Annotated in this window: 20 protein-coding genes and 1 tRNA gene; 13 read left to right on the plus strand and 8 right to left on the minus strand. The window is 57.5% G+C overall.

The genetic code is table 11. From position 1 onward, the window contains the following. Positions 1-67: 67 nt before the first annotated feature. Entirely contained in the window at positions 68-658 is a 591-nt protein-coding gene (locus tag RDL77_RS01300; protein WP_288191542.1) for a response regulator transcription factor, read from the plus strand. A 13-nt stretch (positions 659-671) separates the two neighbouring features. Here the strand turns inward: RDL77_RS01300 and RDL77_RS01305 are convergent. The 7 genes from RDL77_RS01305 to RDL77_RS01335 all read right to left on the minus strand — a co-directional run bounded on the left by RDL77_RS01305 (position 672) and on the right by RDL77_RS01335 (position 5,908). After that, positions 672-761, minus strand: a tRNA-Ser gene (locus tag RDL77_RS01305). Between the two features lie 225 nt (positions 762-986). Further along, positions 987-1,214: a hypothetical protein gene (locus tag RDL77_RS01310; RefSeq protein ID WP_223613356.1), complete on the minus strand. Its 228-nt coding sequence runs from the start codon at positions 1,212-1,214 to the stop codon at positions 987-989. Positions 1,215-1,367: 153 nt separating this feature from the next. Continuing rightward, positions 1,368-2,345 carry a GAF domain-containing protein gene (locus tag RDL77_RS01315; protein ID WP_223613355.1) on the minus strand — a complete coding sequence of 326 codons (978 nt, stop codon included), beginning with the start codon at positions 2,343-2,345 and terminating at the stop codon, positions 1,368-1,370. A 132-nt stretch (positions 2,346-2,477) separates the two neighbouring features. Further along, complete coding sequence (locus RDL77_RS01320; RefSeq protein WP_223613353.1) at positions 2,478-3,731, minus strand: cyclopropane-fatty-acyl-phospholipid synthase family protein; 1,254 nt, start codon at positions 3,729-3,731, stop codon at positions 2,478-2,480. A gap of 138 nt (positions 3,732-3,869) precedes the next feature. Next, the gene (locus RDL77_RS01325; protein ID WP_288191543.1) at positions 3,870-4,673 is read right to left on the minus strand and encodes an anti-sigma factor; all 804 of its coding nucleotides are present in this window, start codon (positions 4,671-4,673) and stop codon (positions 3,870-3,872) included. Next, on the minus strand, positions 4,670-5,281 hold the full coding sequence (locus RDL77_RS01330; RefSeq protein WP_223613350.1) for an RNA polymerase sigma factor: 612 nt from the start codon (positions 5,279-5,281) through the stop codon (positions 4,670-4,672). The genes RDL77_RS01325 and RDL77_RS01330 overlap by 4 nt, the downstream gene beginning before the upstream one ends. Before the next feature lie 63 nt (positions 5,282-5,344). Beyond that, a complete protein-coding gene (locus tag RDL77_RS01335; RefSeq protein ID WP_223613349.1) occupies positions 5,345-5,908 on the minus strand; it encodes a tetratricopeptide repeat protein in 564 nt (187 codons plus the stop codon). A gap of 221 nt (positions 5,909-6,129) precedes the next feature. On the opposite strand from RDL77_RS01335, the gene RDL77_RS01340 reads away from it, so the two are divergent. Next, entirely contained in the window at positions 6,130-7,143 is a 1,014-nt protein-coding gene (locus tag RDL77_RS01340) for a Tim44 domain-containing protein (protein ID WP_223613348.1), read from the plus strand. An 83-nt stretch (positions 7,144-7,226) separates the two neighbouring features. Here the strand turns inward: RDL77_RS01340 and RDL77_RS01345 are convergent, their stop codons facing one another. Next, positions 7,227-7,601, minus strand: coding sequence for a hypothetical protein (locus tag RDL77_RS01345; protein ID WP_223613347.1), 375 nt, complete (start codon positions 7,599-7,601; stop codon positions 7,227-7,229). A 294-nt stretch (positions 7,602-7,895) separates the two neighbouring features. On the opposite strand from RDL77_RS01345, the gene RDL77_RS01350 reads away from it, so the two are divergent. The 11 genes from RDL77_RS01350 (at position 7,896) to RDL77_RS01400 (ending at position 17,076) form a co-directional block, all read left to right on the plus strand. Then, positions 7,896-8,552 (plus strand): response regulator transcription factor, encoded by a 657-nt coding sequence (locus RDL77_RS01350; protein WP_223613346.1) that lies wholly within the window; start codon positions 7,896-7,898, stop codon positions 8,550-8,552. After that, positions 8,549-9,925, plus strand: a complete 1,377-nt coding sequence (locus tag RDL77_RS01355; protein WP_288191544.1) for a HAMP domain-containing sensor histidine kinase — start codon at positions 8,549-8,551, stop codon at positions 9,923-9,925. Before RDL77_RS01350 ends, RDL77_RS01355 begins: the two co-directional genes overlap by 4 nt. Before the next feature lie 123 nt (positions 9,926-10,048). Then, positions 10,049-10,732 carry an MtnX-like HAD-IB family phosphatase gene (locus tag RDL77_RS01360; RefSeq protein WP_223613344.1) on the plus strand — a complete coding sequence of 228 codons (684 nt, stop codon included), beginning with the start codon at positions 10,049-10,051 and terminating at the stop codon, positions 10,730-10,732. Positions 10,733-10,755: 23 nt separating this feature from the next. Then, entirely contained in the window at positions 10,756-12,177 is a 1,422-nt protein-coding gene (locus RDL77_RS01365) for an aspartate aminotransferase family protein (RefSeq protein ID WP_223613343.1), read from the plus strand. 4 nt (positions 12,178-12,181) lie between these two features. Further along, positions 12,182-13,135: an arginase family protein gene (locus RDL77_RS01370; protein WP_223613341.1), complete on the plus strand. Its 954-nt coding sequence runs from the start codon at positions 12,182-12,184 to the stop codon at positions 13,133-13,135. Beyond that, positions 13,132-13,485 (plus strand): EamA family transporter, encoded by a 354-nt coding sequence (locus RDL77_RS01375; protein WP_223613340.1) that lies wholly within the window; start codon positions 13,132-13,134, stop codon positions 13,483-13,485. The genes RDL77_RS01370 and RDL77_RS01375 overlap by 4 nt, the downstream gene beginning before the upstream one ends. After that, entirely contained in the window at positions 13,482-14,357 is an 876-nt protein-coding gene (locus tag RDL77_RS01380) for a fatty acid desaturase (RefSeq protein ID WP_288191545.1), read from the plus strand. Before RDL77_RS01375 ends, RDL77_RS01380 begins: the two co-directional genes overlap by 4 nt. After that, positions 14,344-15,162, plus strand: coding sequence for a carboxylesterase (locus tag RDL77_RS01385; protein WP_223613338.1), 819 nt, complete (start codon positions 14,344-14,346; stop codon positions 15,160-15,162). Before RDL77_RS01380 ends, RDL77_RS01385 begins: the two co-directional genes overlap by 14 nt. Beyond that, positions 15,143-16,321, plus strand: a complete 1,179-nt coding sequence (locus RDL77_RS01390) for a GNAT family N-acetyltransferase (protein ID WP_288191546.1) — start codon at positions 15,143-15,145, stop codon at positions 16,319-16,321. Before RDL77_RS01385 ends, RDL77_RS01390 begins: the two co-directional genes overlap by 20 nt. Next, on the plus strand, positions 16,318-16,734 hold the full coding sequence (locus tag RDL77_RS01395) for an EamA family transporter (RefSeq protein WP_288191547.1): 417 nt from the start codon (positions 16,318-16,320) through the stop codon (positions 16,732-16,734). The genes RDL77_RS01390 and RDL77_RS01395 overlap by 4 nt, the downstream gene beginning before the upstream one ends. Positions 16,735-16,830: 96 nt before the next feature. Further along, a complete protein-coding gene (locus RDL77_RS01400) occupies positions 16,831-17,076 on the plus strand; it encodes a hypothetical protein (RefSeq protein WP_223613335.1) in 246 nt (81 codons plus the stop codon). The last annotated feature ends 1 nt before the right edge of the window (position 17,077 follow it).

Here is a 17,077-nt window from a genome sequence, read left to right on the forward strand (position 1 = left end):
CCTGTTTATCCGCGCAACAATGACGAGCGATATTCCGAATTCAAATCCGAGAGGCAGGATTGATCGTATGACATCGCGGTACCCCATCTATCTGATCGATGATGACGATACGGTAAGAGAAGGTCTGTCGCTGCTCTTTCGGGCCAGCGACATGGCCGTCCGGACCTTCGTTGACGCCAACTCTTTCCTGGAAAAAGTCGATCGGAACAAGCCGGGATTCCTGCTGGTGGATCTGAAAATGCCGCAGGTGAATGGCCTTGAGCTGCATCAACAGCTTGTTGCACGGGGAATCCGCTGGCCATTGGTCATTTTGACCGGACATGGTGATGTTGCGGCCTGCCGCGCAGCCTTTCAGGTCGGTGTCATGGATTTTCTCTCCAAACCCATTGATGCCGATACCCTGTTTGCAACCATCCGTGCGATGGAACGATTGCTCGACACCGCGCTCGAGCGGCAACAGGACGAGGCCTTGCTTGCGACACTGACGCCGCGCGAAAGCGAGATCCTCAACATGATCTGCCGCGGCTTCGACACGAAGGGCATCGCCAATGCCCTCGGCATATCGCCCCGGACTGTCGACGCCCACCGCGTGAATATCTCGACAAAACTTGGCACGACGTCCGTTGTCGAATTCGTTCGCATGACGATGGGTGGATGATGGCAATGGGATATGGCGGAGGGGGTGGGATTCGAACCCACGGTAGGCTCTCACCTACGCCGGTTTTCAAGACCGGTGCCTTAAACCGCTCGGCCACCCCTCCTTAACCGCACTCGGTATTCCATCGCTGCGGGCCGGTTATCCCGCTGCCTGTACTCAAGCTGGTCGGAGGCCTTTATAGCCATTCGCATTGCCGCGTCAACCGGCTCCCGGGCAGTGTTGCACTTTCATTGCAACGCATATCGGTGCACGTGATTTTGCCCGCTGCTGCGAAAGGCCGTCGGCGGCGCTGGATGAAGGTCAGCGCCACCGACGAAGCAAGCCCTGGTCAGGAGCTCGCTTTTGGGGAAATTCTGCTATTTGCCGGATCGCCGTGCACCGCCAGACCCATCAACGAAAAAGATCGGAAAACCTGAAAGCCCGCATCGCGTTGCAGATTCTCACCGGAAACGGCATGACACGGAATAATATGTGTTCCCGTTGCGATGATCGGGTTTTGTTCCAGGACTATGCCAAGGCATTCCTGGAATCGGGTCAGGCAGCGTTTCAAATCCACCTGGTTGTTTCTCTCCACCTGTTTCGAACCGGCTCTTGCGGCGTTACGGGAAGAGTTACTCAATATTTACAGTGTGTCAGCCCCGTCCGCTTATGTGCAAACTCGATCTGTCGCAGTTTTGCGACAAATCAAGGCAAAAAAATCAACTGCCGTTCAGGAAAGGCCGAGGCGCTTCAGCTTGCGGTGCAGGGTCGCCCGGCTGATACCCATATCGGCCGCGGCAGCGGATACGTTGCCGCCGCTCCGGGCCAGCGCCCTTTGAATCGCACCGCGTTCGGCCATGGCAAAATCGCGCGCCGCCGACTGGTGCTGCCCCAACAGATCAGCCGCCGGCAACGGAGCGGCGAGCGAGGCGTCGGTCAGACCGAGCAGCTGGCGCGCCGAGCGCGATGCACCGATCACCAGGTCATCCTCGTCGACGGCGATCAGCGCGTTCAAAGCCCGTTCGCTCATCCAGTTGTCACCGGGCGGCGCCAGGACAATGCGAGCTTTCGGGAAAGCAAGCCGGAAATTTTCCGCCTCCACGCGCCTGGCCGCATCAGTTACGGCTATCGATATCAGCTTGACGAAATCGTCCGTCAGGTCGTGGCGCGCGGAGGATACATCGATAACGGCGGCCAGACGGCCGCGATGATCGAAGATGGGGGCAACCGTGCAGGATAAGGCAGTGTTTCTGCTGCGGAAATGCTGGTCGCGATGGATGGTCAAAGCCCGCTGCTCGGCAATGGCCGTACCGATGCCGTTGGTTCCCTCGGATTCCTCGCTCCACACCGCGCCGGTCCACAGACCCATCCGGTAAAAGGCTTCGTCGTCTGCCACACAGCCGCGCCGGTCAACCGGGATACTGTTCTTGTCGGCCAGCAGTATGCAGCACCCTGCACCGCCGACGGCGGCATAAAGCCGGTCGAGACTGGTCTGGGCCGTCATGATGAGGGAGCCGAGCCGTTCCCGCGCCTGGTTGAGCTCATGTTCGGTCAACACGTTCGGCCCCTTTCCTTCGACAGGATTGAGGCCATAGAGACGCATGGACCGCCGCCATGACGCGATAAGTGCCGATTGTGCAGCAGCGCTGCCCGACGAAAGCGCTGATTCAATATATTCAGCGTGCAAACCGCTCTGGAGCGTTACCATGGTCCCCTCCGAGGCCGAGTAGTGTGGTCCAGACTATTGTTGAGTGACGACCACGGTCAAGCCCACGCGGTCACCTATTACAGAACGACCTTTCCAGCAACAATGCGGGCAAACGACACGGTGCCTGCCCCGTCAGGCGTTCGCCGCCTGCAGGATTTTGGCTTTGCTTTGCTCGTGCTCGCGAATGTAATTGCGTGTCAGGGGAACGACGTCGTTTTTCTTTGCGAGCTGGAACTGGAAAATCACCAGGTCCTCATAGCGGAACGCCGACTCCGCCGCCGCGAGATAGAACTCCCACATCCGGCAGAAACGCTCGTCATAGAGCTGCGCCGCATCCTGCCAATGGGCCATGAACCGTTCGCGCCAGGCGGCCAATGTCGACGCATAGTGCAGGCGCAGAATTTCAATATCCGTGACCATCAATCCGGCTTTTTCGATTTCGGGCAATATCTCGGACATGGACGGTATGTAGCCGCCGGGGAAAATATACTTGTCGAGCCACGGCGTTGTGAATCCCGGCACGGCCGAACAACCGATCGTATGCAGCACCATGACACCGTTTTCGTCCAGAAGCTCTGCGCATTTGCGGAAAAACTGGCCGTAGGATGCGACGCCGACATGTTCGAACATGCCCACCGAAACAATCCGGTCAAATGTTCCGTTCAGGCTGCGGTAATCCTGCAGGGCGAAATTGACCCGATCGGGCTGGCTCTTTGTTCCCGGCCGATTTCTGGCAAATTCGAGCTGTTCCTCCGAAAGCGTGACGCCCAGCACGTTGCCCGAGGGCGCTTCAGCGGCCAGATGCAGCGCCAATCCGCCCCAGCCGCAGCCGATATCAAGTACCCGGCTGTCGGGCCGCAGCAGAAGCTTGGCCGCCAGATGCCGTTTCTTGGCCAGCTGCGCATCTTCCAGGCTTTGCTCCGGATGTTCGAAATAGGCACAGGAATACTGGCGGTCGGCATCCAGAAACAGGCCATACAACCGGCCGTCCAAATCATAGTGATGGGCAACATTGCGCTTTGACCGCGCCGGCAGGTTGCGATGACGGAAGCCCCGGAAGCGTGCGCGTAAAGCATCGATCACGCGTGTTGGCAGCGGATGTGTTTCATTTTGCGCCTCGCGCAGCACCAGGCAGAGAAAATCGTAGATCGTCCCCTGCTCGACGATAAAGCGTTCGTCCATGAACAGCTCGCCCAGCTGCATATCGGCGTCCATGAGAAAGGCCCATTGGGCGCGCTTGTCGGTAAAACGCACAATCACCGGATCGCCGCTGCCGTCGCCGAAGATCAGGCGGGCGCCGCTTGCTGTCAGGATTGTCAATGAACCCTGGGTGACGATGCGGGAGAAAGCGAAGCGAAGAATCCGGTCCACGGGCGAAAGAGGCATTCAGACACTCCTGAGGCGAAAGGTTTTCGGCTCGTAGCATGTGCCGATGATCGCAGGATTACGCGAACCTGAAGCCAAAATGAAATGGAAACGGTTTCAGTGCCGCCTCCGGAACGCGCTGTCACAGGGGGAGCGGCACTATACGGGCAGGCTTTGATGCAGCCTGTCGCTCATTGTCTTGATGGCATCCGGTGATTCGTGCCCGATCAGCATGAACGCGTGGGTATCGCTCGACCAGTACACGACATTCATCCCGTGGCGTCGTTCGGTATCCGCGGCCCTTGCTCCCTTGGAGGACTGGACAATACACAGTGCCATCGGCGCCTGTGCCGCATCCAGATAGGTAATCTGCCCCAGGGCCCTGCCCTCATAGGCCAGAATCTGAGCTCGCTTCAATACGGCGCCCGGCAGCTGCACGCGATCAGGCGTCAGCGAAAGGCCAAGTTGCGACCCGACATCCCGCAATTGCGCCGACTGTACCGCAACGTCCACGGGTCCATTGCCCAATGTCTCCCGGGTATAGAGCGACATGTATTGTGCGACCACCGCGCGCCAGTCACTACCCTCCTGATCGCCGTGCAGACTGGACCGCAGGCCGAGGAAGGTCCGGTCGACCGCCACACCGACGGCAATGAAGCCAATTGCCGCTGCCAGGAAACTCCGCCGATTCCAGCCGTTGACCAGTGATCTGACCGGCTCGGGCGGCGAAATGCCAGCCAGCATGGATTGCAGTTTTTCCGCTGGTGCCTTGTCAAGCAGCGGATCGAAGGCATTCTTGAAGGGCAAGTTGCTCGAGGCGAGAAAATGCAGACGGTCGGCGACGGCCTCGTCGCTCTCGATCAGACCTTCGACCTGCCGGCGTGTATCCGGATCAAGTTCGCCATCGAGATAGGCCACCAGCATTTCATCGTTTTTCATCGTGTTGTGGTTGGGGTCGGTCATTGCGCGCTCCCCTCTTGCCTGCCCTGACCGGCGGATGCTGCAAGCTTCGCGCGCGCAGCTGCCAGCCGGCTCATGACCGTACCGATGGGAATGTCCAGGAGTTCGGCCACCTCGCGATAGGAAAGCTCCTCGACATAGGCGAGGAAGACCACCGTCCTTTGCGCCTCCGGCAGGGCCTGGACCTGGCGCAGAACCTGATTGGCAAAGATATGCGTCTCGGTGTCCCTCGCCCCGTCGAAAACCAGGGTTTCATCGGCATCGACAAAGCCCTGCCCCATCCGCACGCGGCGCGACCGGACTTCGTTGAGCCAGATGGAATGAAGAATGGAAAACAGCCAGCGATCAAGCCGCGTGCCATGCGCAAACTGGTTTGCCCGCTCCAACGCGCGCACACAGGTTGCCTGCACCAGATCGTCGGCCACATCGCGCTGGTGAGACAACACCACCGCATAGCGCCAAAGCCGCGTAAGGTGTTGGGAAAGTCCCGTCCGGATTTCCTGCTCGTTTGCGATGGTCGCCTCCGCATCGGACCGGGCAACACGGTCCGATGACTCCTTGCTACGCTTTGACTGACTATAAGCAGGAACCGTTGGATATGCGACAGGCATGATGAATCCGCTTTGAATTGTCATGATTGCTCGCCGGTTCGCTGGTTCGCGGCGCTCACTTCCTTACAGCTTGGACGGATTCTCGATGGCTTCCGCCAGATCGCGATATTCCTCGCAACCGGTTCCGCAAATACCTCTGATCTTGGTCAGCTGATCCTTGGCAAGATCAAGATGACCTTTGATGACATAGGCCTCGCCGAGATATTCGCGCACTTTGGCGTATTGGGGGTCGAGCTCAACGGATTTCATGTAATAGCCGATCCCTTCGTCCGTGCGGCCCAGCTTGCGGGTGGCATAACCACGGTAATTCAGGGCGACGGCGGTATTGGGATTCTTCAGCGTATCGAGGACGCCAAGCGCTTCTTCATAACGGCCGGCCTCTGCCAGTGCGAAGGCATAATTCGTCAGATCGGAATCCGGAAGCAGGCTGCCCTGCTGCTTGACGCATTTTTGCGCTTTCGAGCTCCAGACTTCGCCCTTCGGGCAGGTCGGCGTCGCGTTCGAGTCGCCACCGCCGCCTCCAGCCGCATATACAGGACCGGAAATGACTGCACCTGCAAGGCATGCGCCGAGCAGGACGACCGGATAAATCCGGCCAACGGAGGGGAATTTTCCTATGTTGAACATCACGTTTTCTCCTGAAGCAAAGGGACTGCGATGGGAGAACACGCGGGATATCCGCTTTATTCGGCACGCCGGGAAATATTCTTTAAAATCCAACAGTCGGAAAGCAAAAAATCCACCCAGAATTGTCCGTTTTATCCTGGTCGGCACTTAAAATTGCCGGCACCGCTTTCTATATGCGGGTGGCGCGCTGAAAATTGGCTGGTGCGTAACAGGAGAAATTTATGTCTGGTACTGCTTCCCGCATCATTCGCATCGTTGTGTTGCTCGTTCTGGCCTTGGCTGTCACGCTGAGTGCATTTGATATCGCCGACGCAAGGCGGGCGAGCGGCGGATTTGGCAGCCGCGGCACGCGCACGTTCGATGCGCCCGCAGCCACCCGGACAGCACCGTCGCCTGCCGCGCCGATTGAACGGACAATGACCCCGCGCCCGCAAACGAACCAGCCCTCGGCCATGCAGCCGCAGGCAGCCGCCCCGCGCCCCGGTTTCTTCAGCGGTTTTGGCGGTTCCATGCTGGGCGGCCTGCTGGTCGGCGGTTTGATCGGTACACTGCTCGGTCACGGTTTCGGCGGCGGCTTCGGTTTCCTCGGCATGCTGCTGCAGATCGGCCTGGTGATTGGCGCGATCATGCTGGCCATGCGGTTTTTCGCCCAGCGCCGGCAGTCGCCTCTTGCCGCTTCGGGTCCGGTATCCGGCCAGGGTTTTGGCCGGCAGGCTGACCCGTCCGCATCTCCCTCATTCCGTATTCCGACCGTTGGAGCGGCGATGGGTTCCGGTTCTTCCCAGCCTTCCCAGAACGCGAGGCCGGCACAAGCCTCCGCATCGACCGATGAACTCGGCCTGACACAGTCGGACCTCAATCAGTTCGAGCAGCTTCTGACCAGGGTGCAGACCGCCTACGGGACGGAAAATTATGCCGAACTGCGTTCCCTCACCACGCCGGAAGCCATGTCCTATCTGGCGGAAGAACTCGGGGAGAATGCAACCAAGGGCGTGCGCAACAGCGTTTCCGACGTCAAGCTGCTCCAGGGCGATATCGCTGAATCTTGGCACGAGAACAATGCCGATTACGCCACGCTGGCAATGCACTATTCCAGCATCGATGCGATGCTCGACCGGACGACGGGCCGTCTTGTCGATGGCGACAACACCAGGCCGACCGAAACCACGGAGGTGTGGACCTTTGTGCGCAAGGACGGCTCGGAATGGAAGCTGTCAGCCATTCAGGCGGCTTGATCCGGTCACCTGCCATTGATCTGAACAACGGCGCAGAAGCGAGGCTTCTGCGCCGTTGTTGATTCCGCGGACTGTTGCCGCTTTTACTGCTTTACGACGTGCCAGACGCTGCCGACGCCGTCACCGCCGGTCTCGCCTTCCTTTGCATCCTTGGCAAAAGTGTAGAGCGGCTTTCCATCGTAAGCCCACATATCCTTGCCATCGGCGGCTTTGACGAGCGACCACTTGCCTGCGGCCTTCGCTTTGGCATCGGCGTGGAAAGCCGGCCATTTTTTCAGGCAGTCCGTATCGCAATTGGATTTGCCCTTGGCATCCTTGTCGAACGTATAGAGCGTCATGCCTTTTTCGGTGGCGAGCACCTTTCCGGCTTTTGTTTCAACCATCTTTGCCGGCTCAGCGGCAAATGCTGTCAGGGTCGTGGCAGCCAGAAGACTCATTGCTATCAGCAGTGTTTTCATCGATTTCACTCCCTCATCGGTTTGACCGGCGACACGCCAGCAATACCCATTTTACGCGAATGTACTTCGCGGTTCATGACGGTGCGACCCATTCTGATCCGAATTGAGGCACAAGAGAAGAACCCGCGAACAACAATTGAGACGATTGGTAACGAAGTGAAAACAGCGTAATGATTGTTTCAATCCAGTGTAGGCTGGAACCCGGTCGCCTGCAAAAAACCGAGATTCCGGCCTATCCGCCACCCGTTACTGCCCCAAATGCTGTTTTCCAGCATTCAAACGATGATCTGAACAATGCGATTGCTGCTTATTGAAGATGATACGATGCTCGGCTCCTCGTTGAAGAAGGCGCTGGAAAAGCATGCCTATGGCGTCGACTGGATGCAGGACGGTGAAACCGGGCTCGCAGCCATGCAGGATTCGAGCTTTGCTGTTGTCGTTCTTGACATCAACTTGCCCAGGATGAGCGGACTTGAAGTGCTCAGGGCGACCCGGCGCGACAAGAATCTTGTTCCCATTCTGCTTTTGACCGCCCGCGATACCCCGCTGCACAAAGTGGAAGGCCTCGACAGCGGCGCCGACGATTATCTGGTGAAGCCTTTCGATCTCGATGAACTGCTTGCCCGCTTGCGCGCCCTGGTTCGCCGCAGCGAGGGCCGTGTCGACACGATCCTGAGATGCGCCGACGTCGAAGTCGATCCCGCAGCCAAGGTCGTGCGCAAGGCTTCAAACCAGGTGATGATGACCGCCAAGGAGTTCCAGCTGCTGAAGCTCCTGATGGAACGCGCCGGCAAATACGTCACAAAAAGCGATATCGAGTATGCGCTGTACAGCGCCGAGAGTGCGGTCGAGAGCAATACGACCGAAGTCACGATCTATAATCTGCGCAAGAAACTCGGCAGCGATTTCATCAAATCCATCCGGGGCGTGGGCTACATGGTGGACGCATGAGCAGGCCTACCCTTACCCGCAATCTGTTCTTTCGCGTTACGCCGACGATCCTCATCACCATGGCCATCATCGGCGGTTTTGCATTCAACAGCGCCACGCGTGAAATCAACAATGTCTACGACGCACAATTAATCAATGATGCCAATGTCCTGTGGATGCTTCTTCACAATCAGTTTGATGAAACGGGAGACGCCCCGCCCAAGCAGATCGCCGATATCGATTTCAACATGGGCAATCAGCTTGCGCTGAACGAGGACGCGGATGACTATGCCGACGCGCATATGTTCCGGGCATGGAAGGACAACAAGATCGTCCTTTTCTCCGGGTCGACGTTTCCGGCTGAAATCCCCTTGCAGCGCGCCGGCTTCACCAATGTTCCCTATGACAGCGAACTTTGGCGGATTTACTCCCTGCCGATCCCCGAAACGCATGTTGTGATCGAGGTGGCGGAAAAGGTCGCCATGCGCCAGACGCTGGTGTCGAACATCCTGCTCAACCTTATCTTCCCTCTGCTGATCCTCATCCCGTTGATCGCACTGTTGATATGGTTTGGCATCAACAGCGGCCTCAGCACCATCCGCATGCTGGTGCAGCAGATCCGCAGCCGCTCTCCGGACGACCTTTCAGCCATTCCGGTCGATACGCTGCCAAGGGATCTGTCTCCCCTCGGCCGCTCGATCAACCAGTTGCTCGAGGATCTCGATGATTCGCTCAAAGCGGAACGGCGCTTTGCCGATCATGCCGCCCATCAGTTGCGCACGCCGCAGGCGGCATTGAAGCTTCTGCTGCAAATGCTGGCCCAGGCTGACAACGAGAAGGAGCGGCAGGCTATCATCGCCGACCTTATCATCAGCAATGAAAGGGCCACCTATCTGATCGAGCAGTTGCTGCGTGCCGCCCGCGTCGGTCATCAGCCCATGCAATTGCAGGACGTACCGCTGTACAGCAGCGTGGCATCCGTCGTTGCCGAAATGGGAAATCTGATAACGGCAAAGCAGCTGGACATGTCGCTCGACGGTGACGAGAAGGCGCTGGTGCGGGCCGATGAGCCCCTGCTTCGTCTCATGATCAGCAATCTCATCGAAAATGCGGTAAAATATACGCCCGGTGCCGGCAAGATACGCGTGGCGATCACGGTGGCCAACAATTACTGGCGCCTGTCCATTTCAGACAGCGGGCCCGGTATCGCCGAACATCACCGGGAGGCCGTATTCCAGCGATTCTATCGTATTGATACGCCGCAGATCGAGGGAACCGGGCTGGGCCTGACGATCGTTGCCGATATCGTCAAGCGCCTGTCCGGCACGATTGCATTGAAATCCCCAGCTTCCGGAAAGGGTCTTCTCGTAGAAGTGCTTCTACCAAAAGCATAATTTCGCTTCCACACGACTGCTCTGTCTGCCCTCCCTCGATTTCAGTTTGGCATCATCTTCGCATAATTTAGCGATCATCCATCGATGCTAGAAGCTCCTCACGTTCGCACGAGGAGTGTCTGCATGCATGTATTTTGTGATTTTGACGGGACCATTTCGCTTGAGGACGCTACCGATTTCATTCTTGAACGATTAGCCAGCCCTGCCTGGGAAGATATCGAACAGCAATGGAAGCAGGGCCTCATTGGTTCCGCTGAATGCATGGCACGCCAGATTGCCCTGATCGAAGCAACGCATCAGGAACTGGACAGCGCGCTTGATGACATCGCCATTGATCCAACCTTCCCTGCCTTTATCGACTTCTGCTGGGCACAGGGCATTCCGGTCACGATCATCAGCGACGGTGTCGATTATTTCATCAAGCGCATCCTTGCCCGGCACAAGCTCGATTATCTCCCGGTCATCGCCAACAAGCTGACGATCTCCGGCGTGAATGGTCACACCCGCTATGAACTCAGTTCACCGTACAGCGATATCGATTGTTCGTCGGCCGCCGGTGTCTGCAAATGCCGTTCCGTCGAGGCCTTCGATACGCGTGTCTATATCGGCGACGGCCGCTCCGATTTCTGCGTCTCCGACAAGCCGGAACTGGTCTTCGCCAAGGACAAGCTGGCCGAGTTCTGCACGGAACAAGCCATTCCGTTCGTCGGCTACGAGAACTTTTCCGATCTTACCCAGAGCCTGAAGAATGCGCTCCCCGGCTTCAACCGCCATCACGAGAGCGCTCCCCGTTACGCCACGGCGTAAAAATGCAACAGAAGAGAATCTTCATGAAAACCAACCTTGCCATCGAGCAGAATGACAATGCTGCCCCCAAGCAGATCTCCGAAGCCGAACTTCGCGCCCTTGAGCAGGAATATTGCTCGCATGGCGATACGGTTCACTATACCGATCATCCGATGTTCTTCGACCGGTGCGAAGGCTCCTATGTCTACGACGCCACGGACACCCCGTTCCTCGACCTGCAGATGTGGTATTCGGCGGTCAATTTCGGCTACCGCAATCCGCGCCTGAACGCCGCGGCGCATCGCCAGCTGGATACCCTTCCTCAGGTTGCCTCACAGTACCTGCATCGCGAAAAGGTTGAACTGGCCGCCATGATCGCCAAGGATGCCGAGCGCAAGTTCGGTGCCAAGGGCCGTGTTCATTTCAACGTCGGCGGTTCACAGGCCGTTGAAGACTCGCTCAAGCTGGTTCGCAACTATACCGGCGGCAAGAGCCTGATGTTCGCCTTCGAGGGTGGTTACCACGGCCGCACGCTCGGTGCATCCGCGATCACCTCGAGCTATCGCTATCGCCGCCGCTACGGTCATTTCGGCGACCGCGCCCAGTTCATCGAATTCCCCTACCACTTCCGCGGCCCCAAGGGCATGAGCAAGGAAGAGTACGGTCATTACTGCGTTCAGAAGTTCGCCCGCCTGTTCGAAAGCGAATACAACGGCGTGTGGGACCCGAAGACCGGCAAGGCCGAATACGCCGCATTCTATGTCGAGCCGATCCAGGGCACAGGCGGCTATGTCATTCCGCCGATGAATTTCTTCAAGGAACTCAAGAAGGTCCTCGATGATCATGGCATTCTGCTCGTGGTCGACGAAATCCAGATGGGCGTCTACCGCACAGGCAAGCTGTGGTCGATCGAACATTTCGGCGTGACACCCGATGCACTCGTGTTCGGCAAGGCAATCACCAACGGCCTCAACCCACTGTCCGGCGTCTGGGCCAAGGAAGAATTGATCAATCCCGGCATTTTCCCGCCCGGCTCCACCCATTCGACCTTCGCCAGCAACCCGATGGGTACCGCTGTTGCCCTCGAAACCATGAAAATGCTCGAAGAAGAAGACTTCGGCGCAGCCGTCATGGAAAAGGGTGCCTATTTCCTCGATGGTCTGAAAGAGCTGCAGAAGCGTCATCCCACCATCGGCGACGTGGACGGCCTCGGCCTCGCGCTGCGTGTCGAAATCTGCAAGGAAGACGGCTTCACGCCCGACAAGGCAACGCTCGACTGGATGGCCGATGAAGGCATGAAGGGCGATCTGGTCGTCGGCAACAAGAAGTACGGTCTCGTGCTCGATGTTGGCGGCTACTACAAGAACGTCATCACCTTGGCACCAAACCTGCTGATTACCCGTGAGGAAATCGACCTGGCGCTCACCCTGCTCGATCAGCTTTTCACGCGCGCCGCCAAGAGATAATCGGATGCAACTCCTCCTTCTTCACCTTGATGATGCGTTGGAGTTGCAACCCGACTTCGTGCGCGCCTGTATGCGAACCGGCGCGCGCCAGATCCACGCGGAAGACCACGGCCTGATGGTTCGTCTGTGGGGCCACCAGACAGCCATCGATGCCCTCGACGGCTGTCTTTCCCGGCAAATGGTTGGCGATCAGAAGAAGCCGCATCTGTGTTTCATGGGATCGGGCGATTTCCATCATGTCAGTGCCCTTCTGGTCGCGGCCGCCCTTGAAAACAATCCGGGCCCGGCAACGCTCATTCATTTCGACAATCATCCGGACTGGGTGCATTTCGGCAATGGCATGCATTGCGGCTCGTGGATCAACCGCGCCCTGCAGCATCCCGGCCTTGAGAAGATTGTGACAATCGGCGTCTGCAGCGACGATCTGACCAATCCCGAACGCAAGGGGGCCAACCTGTCCCTGCTGCAGCAGGGACAACTGGAACTTTATCCCTATAGCCATGCGCCAAGCCGGGTCCGCAAGGAGTATGGCAGTGGTGCCAGCTACGAGCAGAAAAACGGTGTCTTGAGCTGGAAGACGATTTCGGAGATCGGTGAAGACAATTTCATCGGTCAGCTGTTGTCGCGCATCAAGACTGAGGCCGTGTACCTCACCATCGACAAGGATGTGCTGGTGCACGATGATGCCATCACCAATTGGGACCAGGGACACATGCGTCTGCCCTATGTGCTGTCTCTCATCACCGAGATCAGCAAGCGCCACCGGATTATCGGTGCTGATGTGACCGGTGACTATTCGACGCCGTCCTATGCAGGCAACTTGTGGACGCGCTTCACCAAGCGTGCGGAAATCTTCATCGACCAGCCGCACACGACGCCCGACCCGGTGCTTACAACCAATATCAACAGTGCTGCGAACCATGCATTGCTGGAAGTCCTGTCGGAGGCCATGGGATGACCGGCACCCTCACCCCTGCCATGCTGGCCCTGATCGCGTTCTGTGTGCTGACGGAGACCGCACGGGAAGTCTGCTTCAAACATTCCGCCGACAACGAAACGCTGTCCGCAGCTCTGGTCAAACCCATGACCTGGCTCGGCGTCTTTTTCTGGGCTCTCGAACTCATCGGCTGGACGATCGTGCTCGAACACGTGCCGCTGTCGATTGCCTTCCCGCTCATGGCCTTGAGCTATGTCGTCATCGTGCTCGCCGGAGCATGGATATTCAAAGAACAAATCAACCTTCGCCACGCAGCCGGTGTGCTGTTCATCACAGCCGGTGTGGCTTGTGTAGGAGCAACAGGATTATGAAACTCTTCGCTCATACAAGGTGGGATATCGCGCCTGTTCTGGCAGCCATCGCTCACCTTCTCTTCAATATCTATCTGGTTGTCGGCTTCGAAAGCCGCCCTCTGTGGCTGTCGCTCGTTCTGGGCGGGTTCTATGCAGTATCGATCTCGTGGAACATCAACAGCATTTCGCACAACTTCATCCACACGCCCTACTTCAAGCCGCGCTCGATGAACTATGCCTTCAGCCTGCTCGAATCGATCACGATCGGCTTCTCGCAGACCTATTATCAATGGATCCACATGCGCCATCACTCGGGCAACAGCGATCGCCCGAACGAAAAGGGTGAAACCATCGACTGGCTGTCGATCTACCGCCATGGCAAAAATGGCGAGCCGGAAAATGTATGGAGCTATACGTTCCTGAGTTTCTTCCGTGACAGCCTCGGCGATATTCACAAGGCCATCGCCAAGAACCGCCCGTTTGACGCCAAATGGGGCCGTTTCGAACTCTATGCCTTCCTGGGTCTGGCAGCGATCGGCTTCCTCTATGACTGGAAGGCGATGCTGTTCTTCGTTCCCTTCTACTATCTGGGGAATTGCCTCTCCTCGCTCAACGGCTATTACGAGCACCTCAACGGCGATCCGGAAGAACCCATCGCCTGGGGCGTCAGCAGCCATAACCGCTTCTACAACTGGCTGTGGTTCGGCAACGGCTACCATGCCGAGCACCACTATCGTCCGAAGACCCATTGGACCGAACTGCGCACCTTCCACGAGAAGATCAAGGAAGACCAGGACAAGGCTGGCGTCCACGTCATCAGCACCTGCCATGCGCTGGGCTTCATGGCCAAGGAAAACAGAAACCCGGATATGATCGATGCAGATGTCTGATGGATTGAGCTATTTCCTCGAAGGCTCGAATGGCAAAGGTGTATTGCTTGTTCATGGACTGACGGGTGCCCCGGCAGAAATGAAAATGCTGGCGCGACAGCTGAATCGCAAGGGATACAGCGTCTATGCTCCGCTTCTGGCGGGGCATGGCGTTGACATGGCGACCTTGACGCAAACGCGCTGGCAGGATTGGCTGCACAGCGTCGAGGAAGCGACGGAAAAATTCGCGCCCTACAACAATGAAACATTTGCGGCCGGCATCTGCATCGGCGGCAAATTGTCGATGATGGCGGCACACCGCAAACCGAACAGCATCAAGGCTGTGGCGATCTATTCGCCCTGCTTCCATTATGACGGCTGGAACGTGCCGCACTATTACTGGCTGCTATCGCCGTTCATCGAACTCCTGTCGTACATCCCCTCCGTTGCCCGGCTGAATTTCAGCGAAACATCGGCACTCGGTATCAAGGATGAACGCATCCGCCGCATGATGGAAAGTATGGAAGCGGAAGGCGTCATCGACAAATTCCCCGGCAAGGGCATCGTCGAGATGTATCGTCTCGGCAAGGAACTGAAGAAGAACCTGCCGCAGATGCAAACGCCCACACTGATCCTGCATGCGACGGAAGACGATCTGAGCAGCCCGAAACATGCGCGCTACATCAGCCGCCATATTGGCGGGCCGCATCAGCTGAAATGGATCGAAGACAGCTACCATATGATCCACGTGGACCGGCAGCGTCAAAAGGTCGGTGACTATACGGCGGAATTCTTCGAGGCAAACAATGCACCAGCCTATGCATGATCAGTTCCTGCCTCAGACGGCCGCATCGCCGGCAATCCCGGCGGTGGCGCAGACGCGCGTGTTCGATTCCATCCGCGATATCGGCCACGAAGCATGGAACATGTGCTTTGCCGGGGAAGTCGAGGATTATGACTGCCTGCTCGCCATCGAGGAAGCCGGCATCGCCGGTTTTGCCTTCCGCTATGTCGCGGTCGTCGAGAACGGGCGGCTGCTGGCGGCCATGCCGGCGTTCCTGACCGATTATCAGCTGGATACGACATTGGAAGAAGGCCGCCTGCGCCAGTTTCTGCGCCGCATACGGCAAACCTATGCGCGCTTCCTGACGCTGAAGCTCGCTTGTCTTGGCTCTCCATGCACCGAGAACGGCGTCACGGGCTTTCATCCCGATCTACCGGACCAGCGCAAGGCCGAGCTGTTTTCGCTGGTTTTGTCTGAATTTGAGCAATACGCCAAGGCGAATGGCTGTTCGCTGATCGGTATCAAGGACGTACCCGAGCCAACCACGGTGGCCTTTGCGTCGGTTTTTTCTGATCGTGCCTTCGCGGGCATTCCGGGGTTGCCGACGGCCTGGCTCGACATCAATTTCGACTCCATCGAAACCTATATGTCGCGTCTTTCCTCCGGCACCCGCAAAGATATGCGCCGGAAGATGAAGTCATTCGAAAAGATCCGGATTGAAAACCGATCCGACTTCGGAACGATGCTGCCGCAGGTCATGGCGCTCTACCATGACACCCGCAACCGCAGTGAATGGCAGTTTGAAGAATTGACCGCAGATTATTTCGACGGCGTCCTGCGCCGCATGCAGGGACGATCGTTCTGCACCTTCTACTACGCCGGCGACCAGCTGCTGGCCGCCAATCTGCTCGTGCATGACGGCAACACGCTGATCGACAAGTTCTTCTGCATGAACAGCGCCGAAGGCCGCGCCTACAACCTGTACTACCTGAGCTGGTTCACCAATCTGCGCCATTGCCTGGAACATGGGATGACCCGGTATCAGAGCGGGCAGGCCTACTACGAGAACAAGATTCGTCTCGGCAGCCAGCTCACGCGCAACACCATGTATTTCAAGCACCGCAATCCGGTCGTTCAATGGGCATTGCGGCTGGCTTCGCCGCTCTTCGCTGCGGATGAAACGCTGAAGGACAGCGCATGAAGCCGATCAATCTTGTCTGGTTTGCCATTCCCCTCTTCAACACCCTGTTTCAGGTTTTCATCAAGCTTGCGGCGGAACAGATGACCGGGCTTGGCTTTAATATGGCCTGGCTGATCCACGCCGCCACGTCGCCCTGGATGCTCGCAGCCATTGCCGCCGAAGTCATCTGCTTCGTTTTCTGGCTGCAAGCGCTGGCACAGCTCGACCTGAGCAAGGCATTTCCCCTGACCGGTATCAGCTATGTGATGATCCTGGCGACCAGCTGGCTGATCTTCCATGAGGACATCACGCCGCTGCAGATTATCGGCAGCACACTGATTCTGATCGGGGTTTGGCTCATTGGAACAGCGTCGGGGGAGCGAAAGGACACGGAACCGTCACTCTCCGGCGCTATACCCCATAAATTGCGTTAGGCGGATGATAGAGCTGCCAATGATGTTTGACTGCGTGTCCATATTTCGATGTAATCTGCCATGACAAGACCGCATGCACCGCGAAGGTCAGGACCTATGGATCGCTACGAAACTTTTGCAACCTGGATCTTCATTGCATTTGGCGTGCTGGTTCTTGCCGGATTGATGGCGTTTTCGATCACAAGCAATGACCAGCCGGCATTTCTGTTTGCACTCGGCGCGTCCTGCACGGGGTTTTTTCTGGGCTTTGCCGTCGTTTTCAATCAGCCCAAATTGTATGGCTTGATTCTCCTGGCCACGATTGTCCTCGTGGGCTGCTCTATTGCCGCCATTGTCACCTGAC

Origin of the sequence: uncultured Phyllobacterium sp. (assembly GCF_902479695.1) — a bacterium.
GTDB lineage: Bacteria > Pseudomonadota > Alphaproteobacteria > Rhizobiales > Rhizobiaceae > Phyllobacterium > Phyllobacterium calauticae.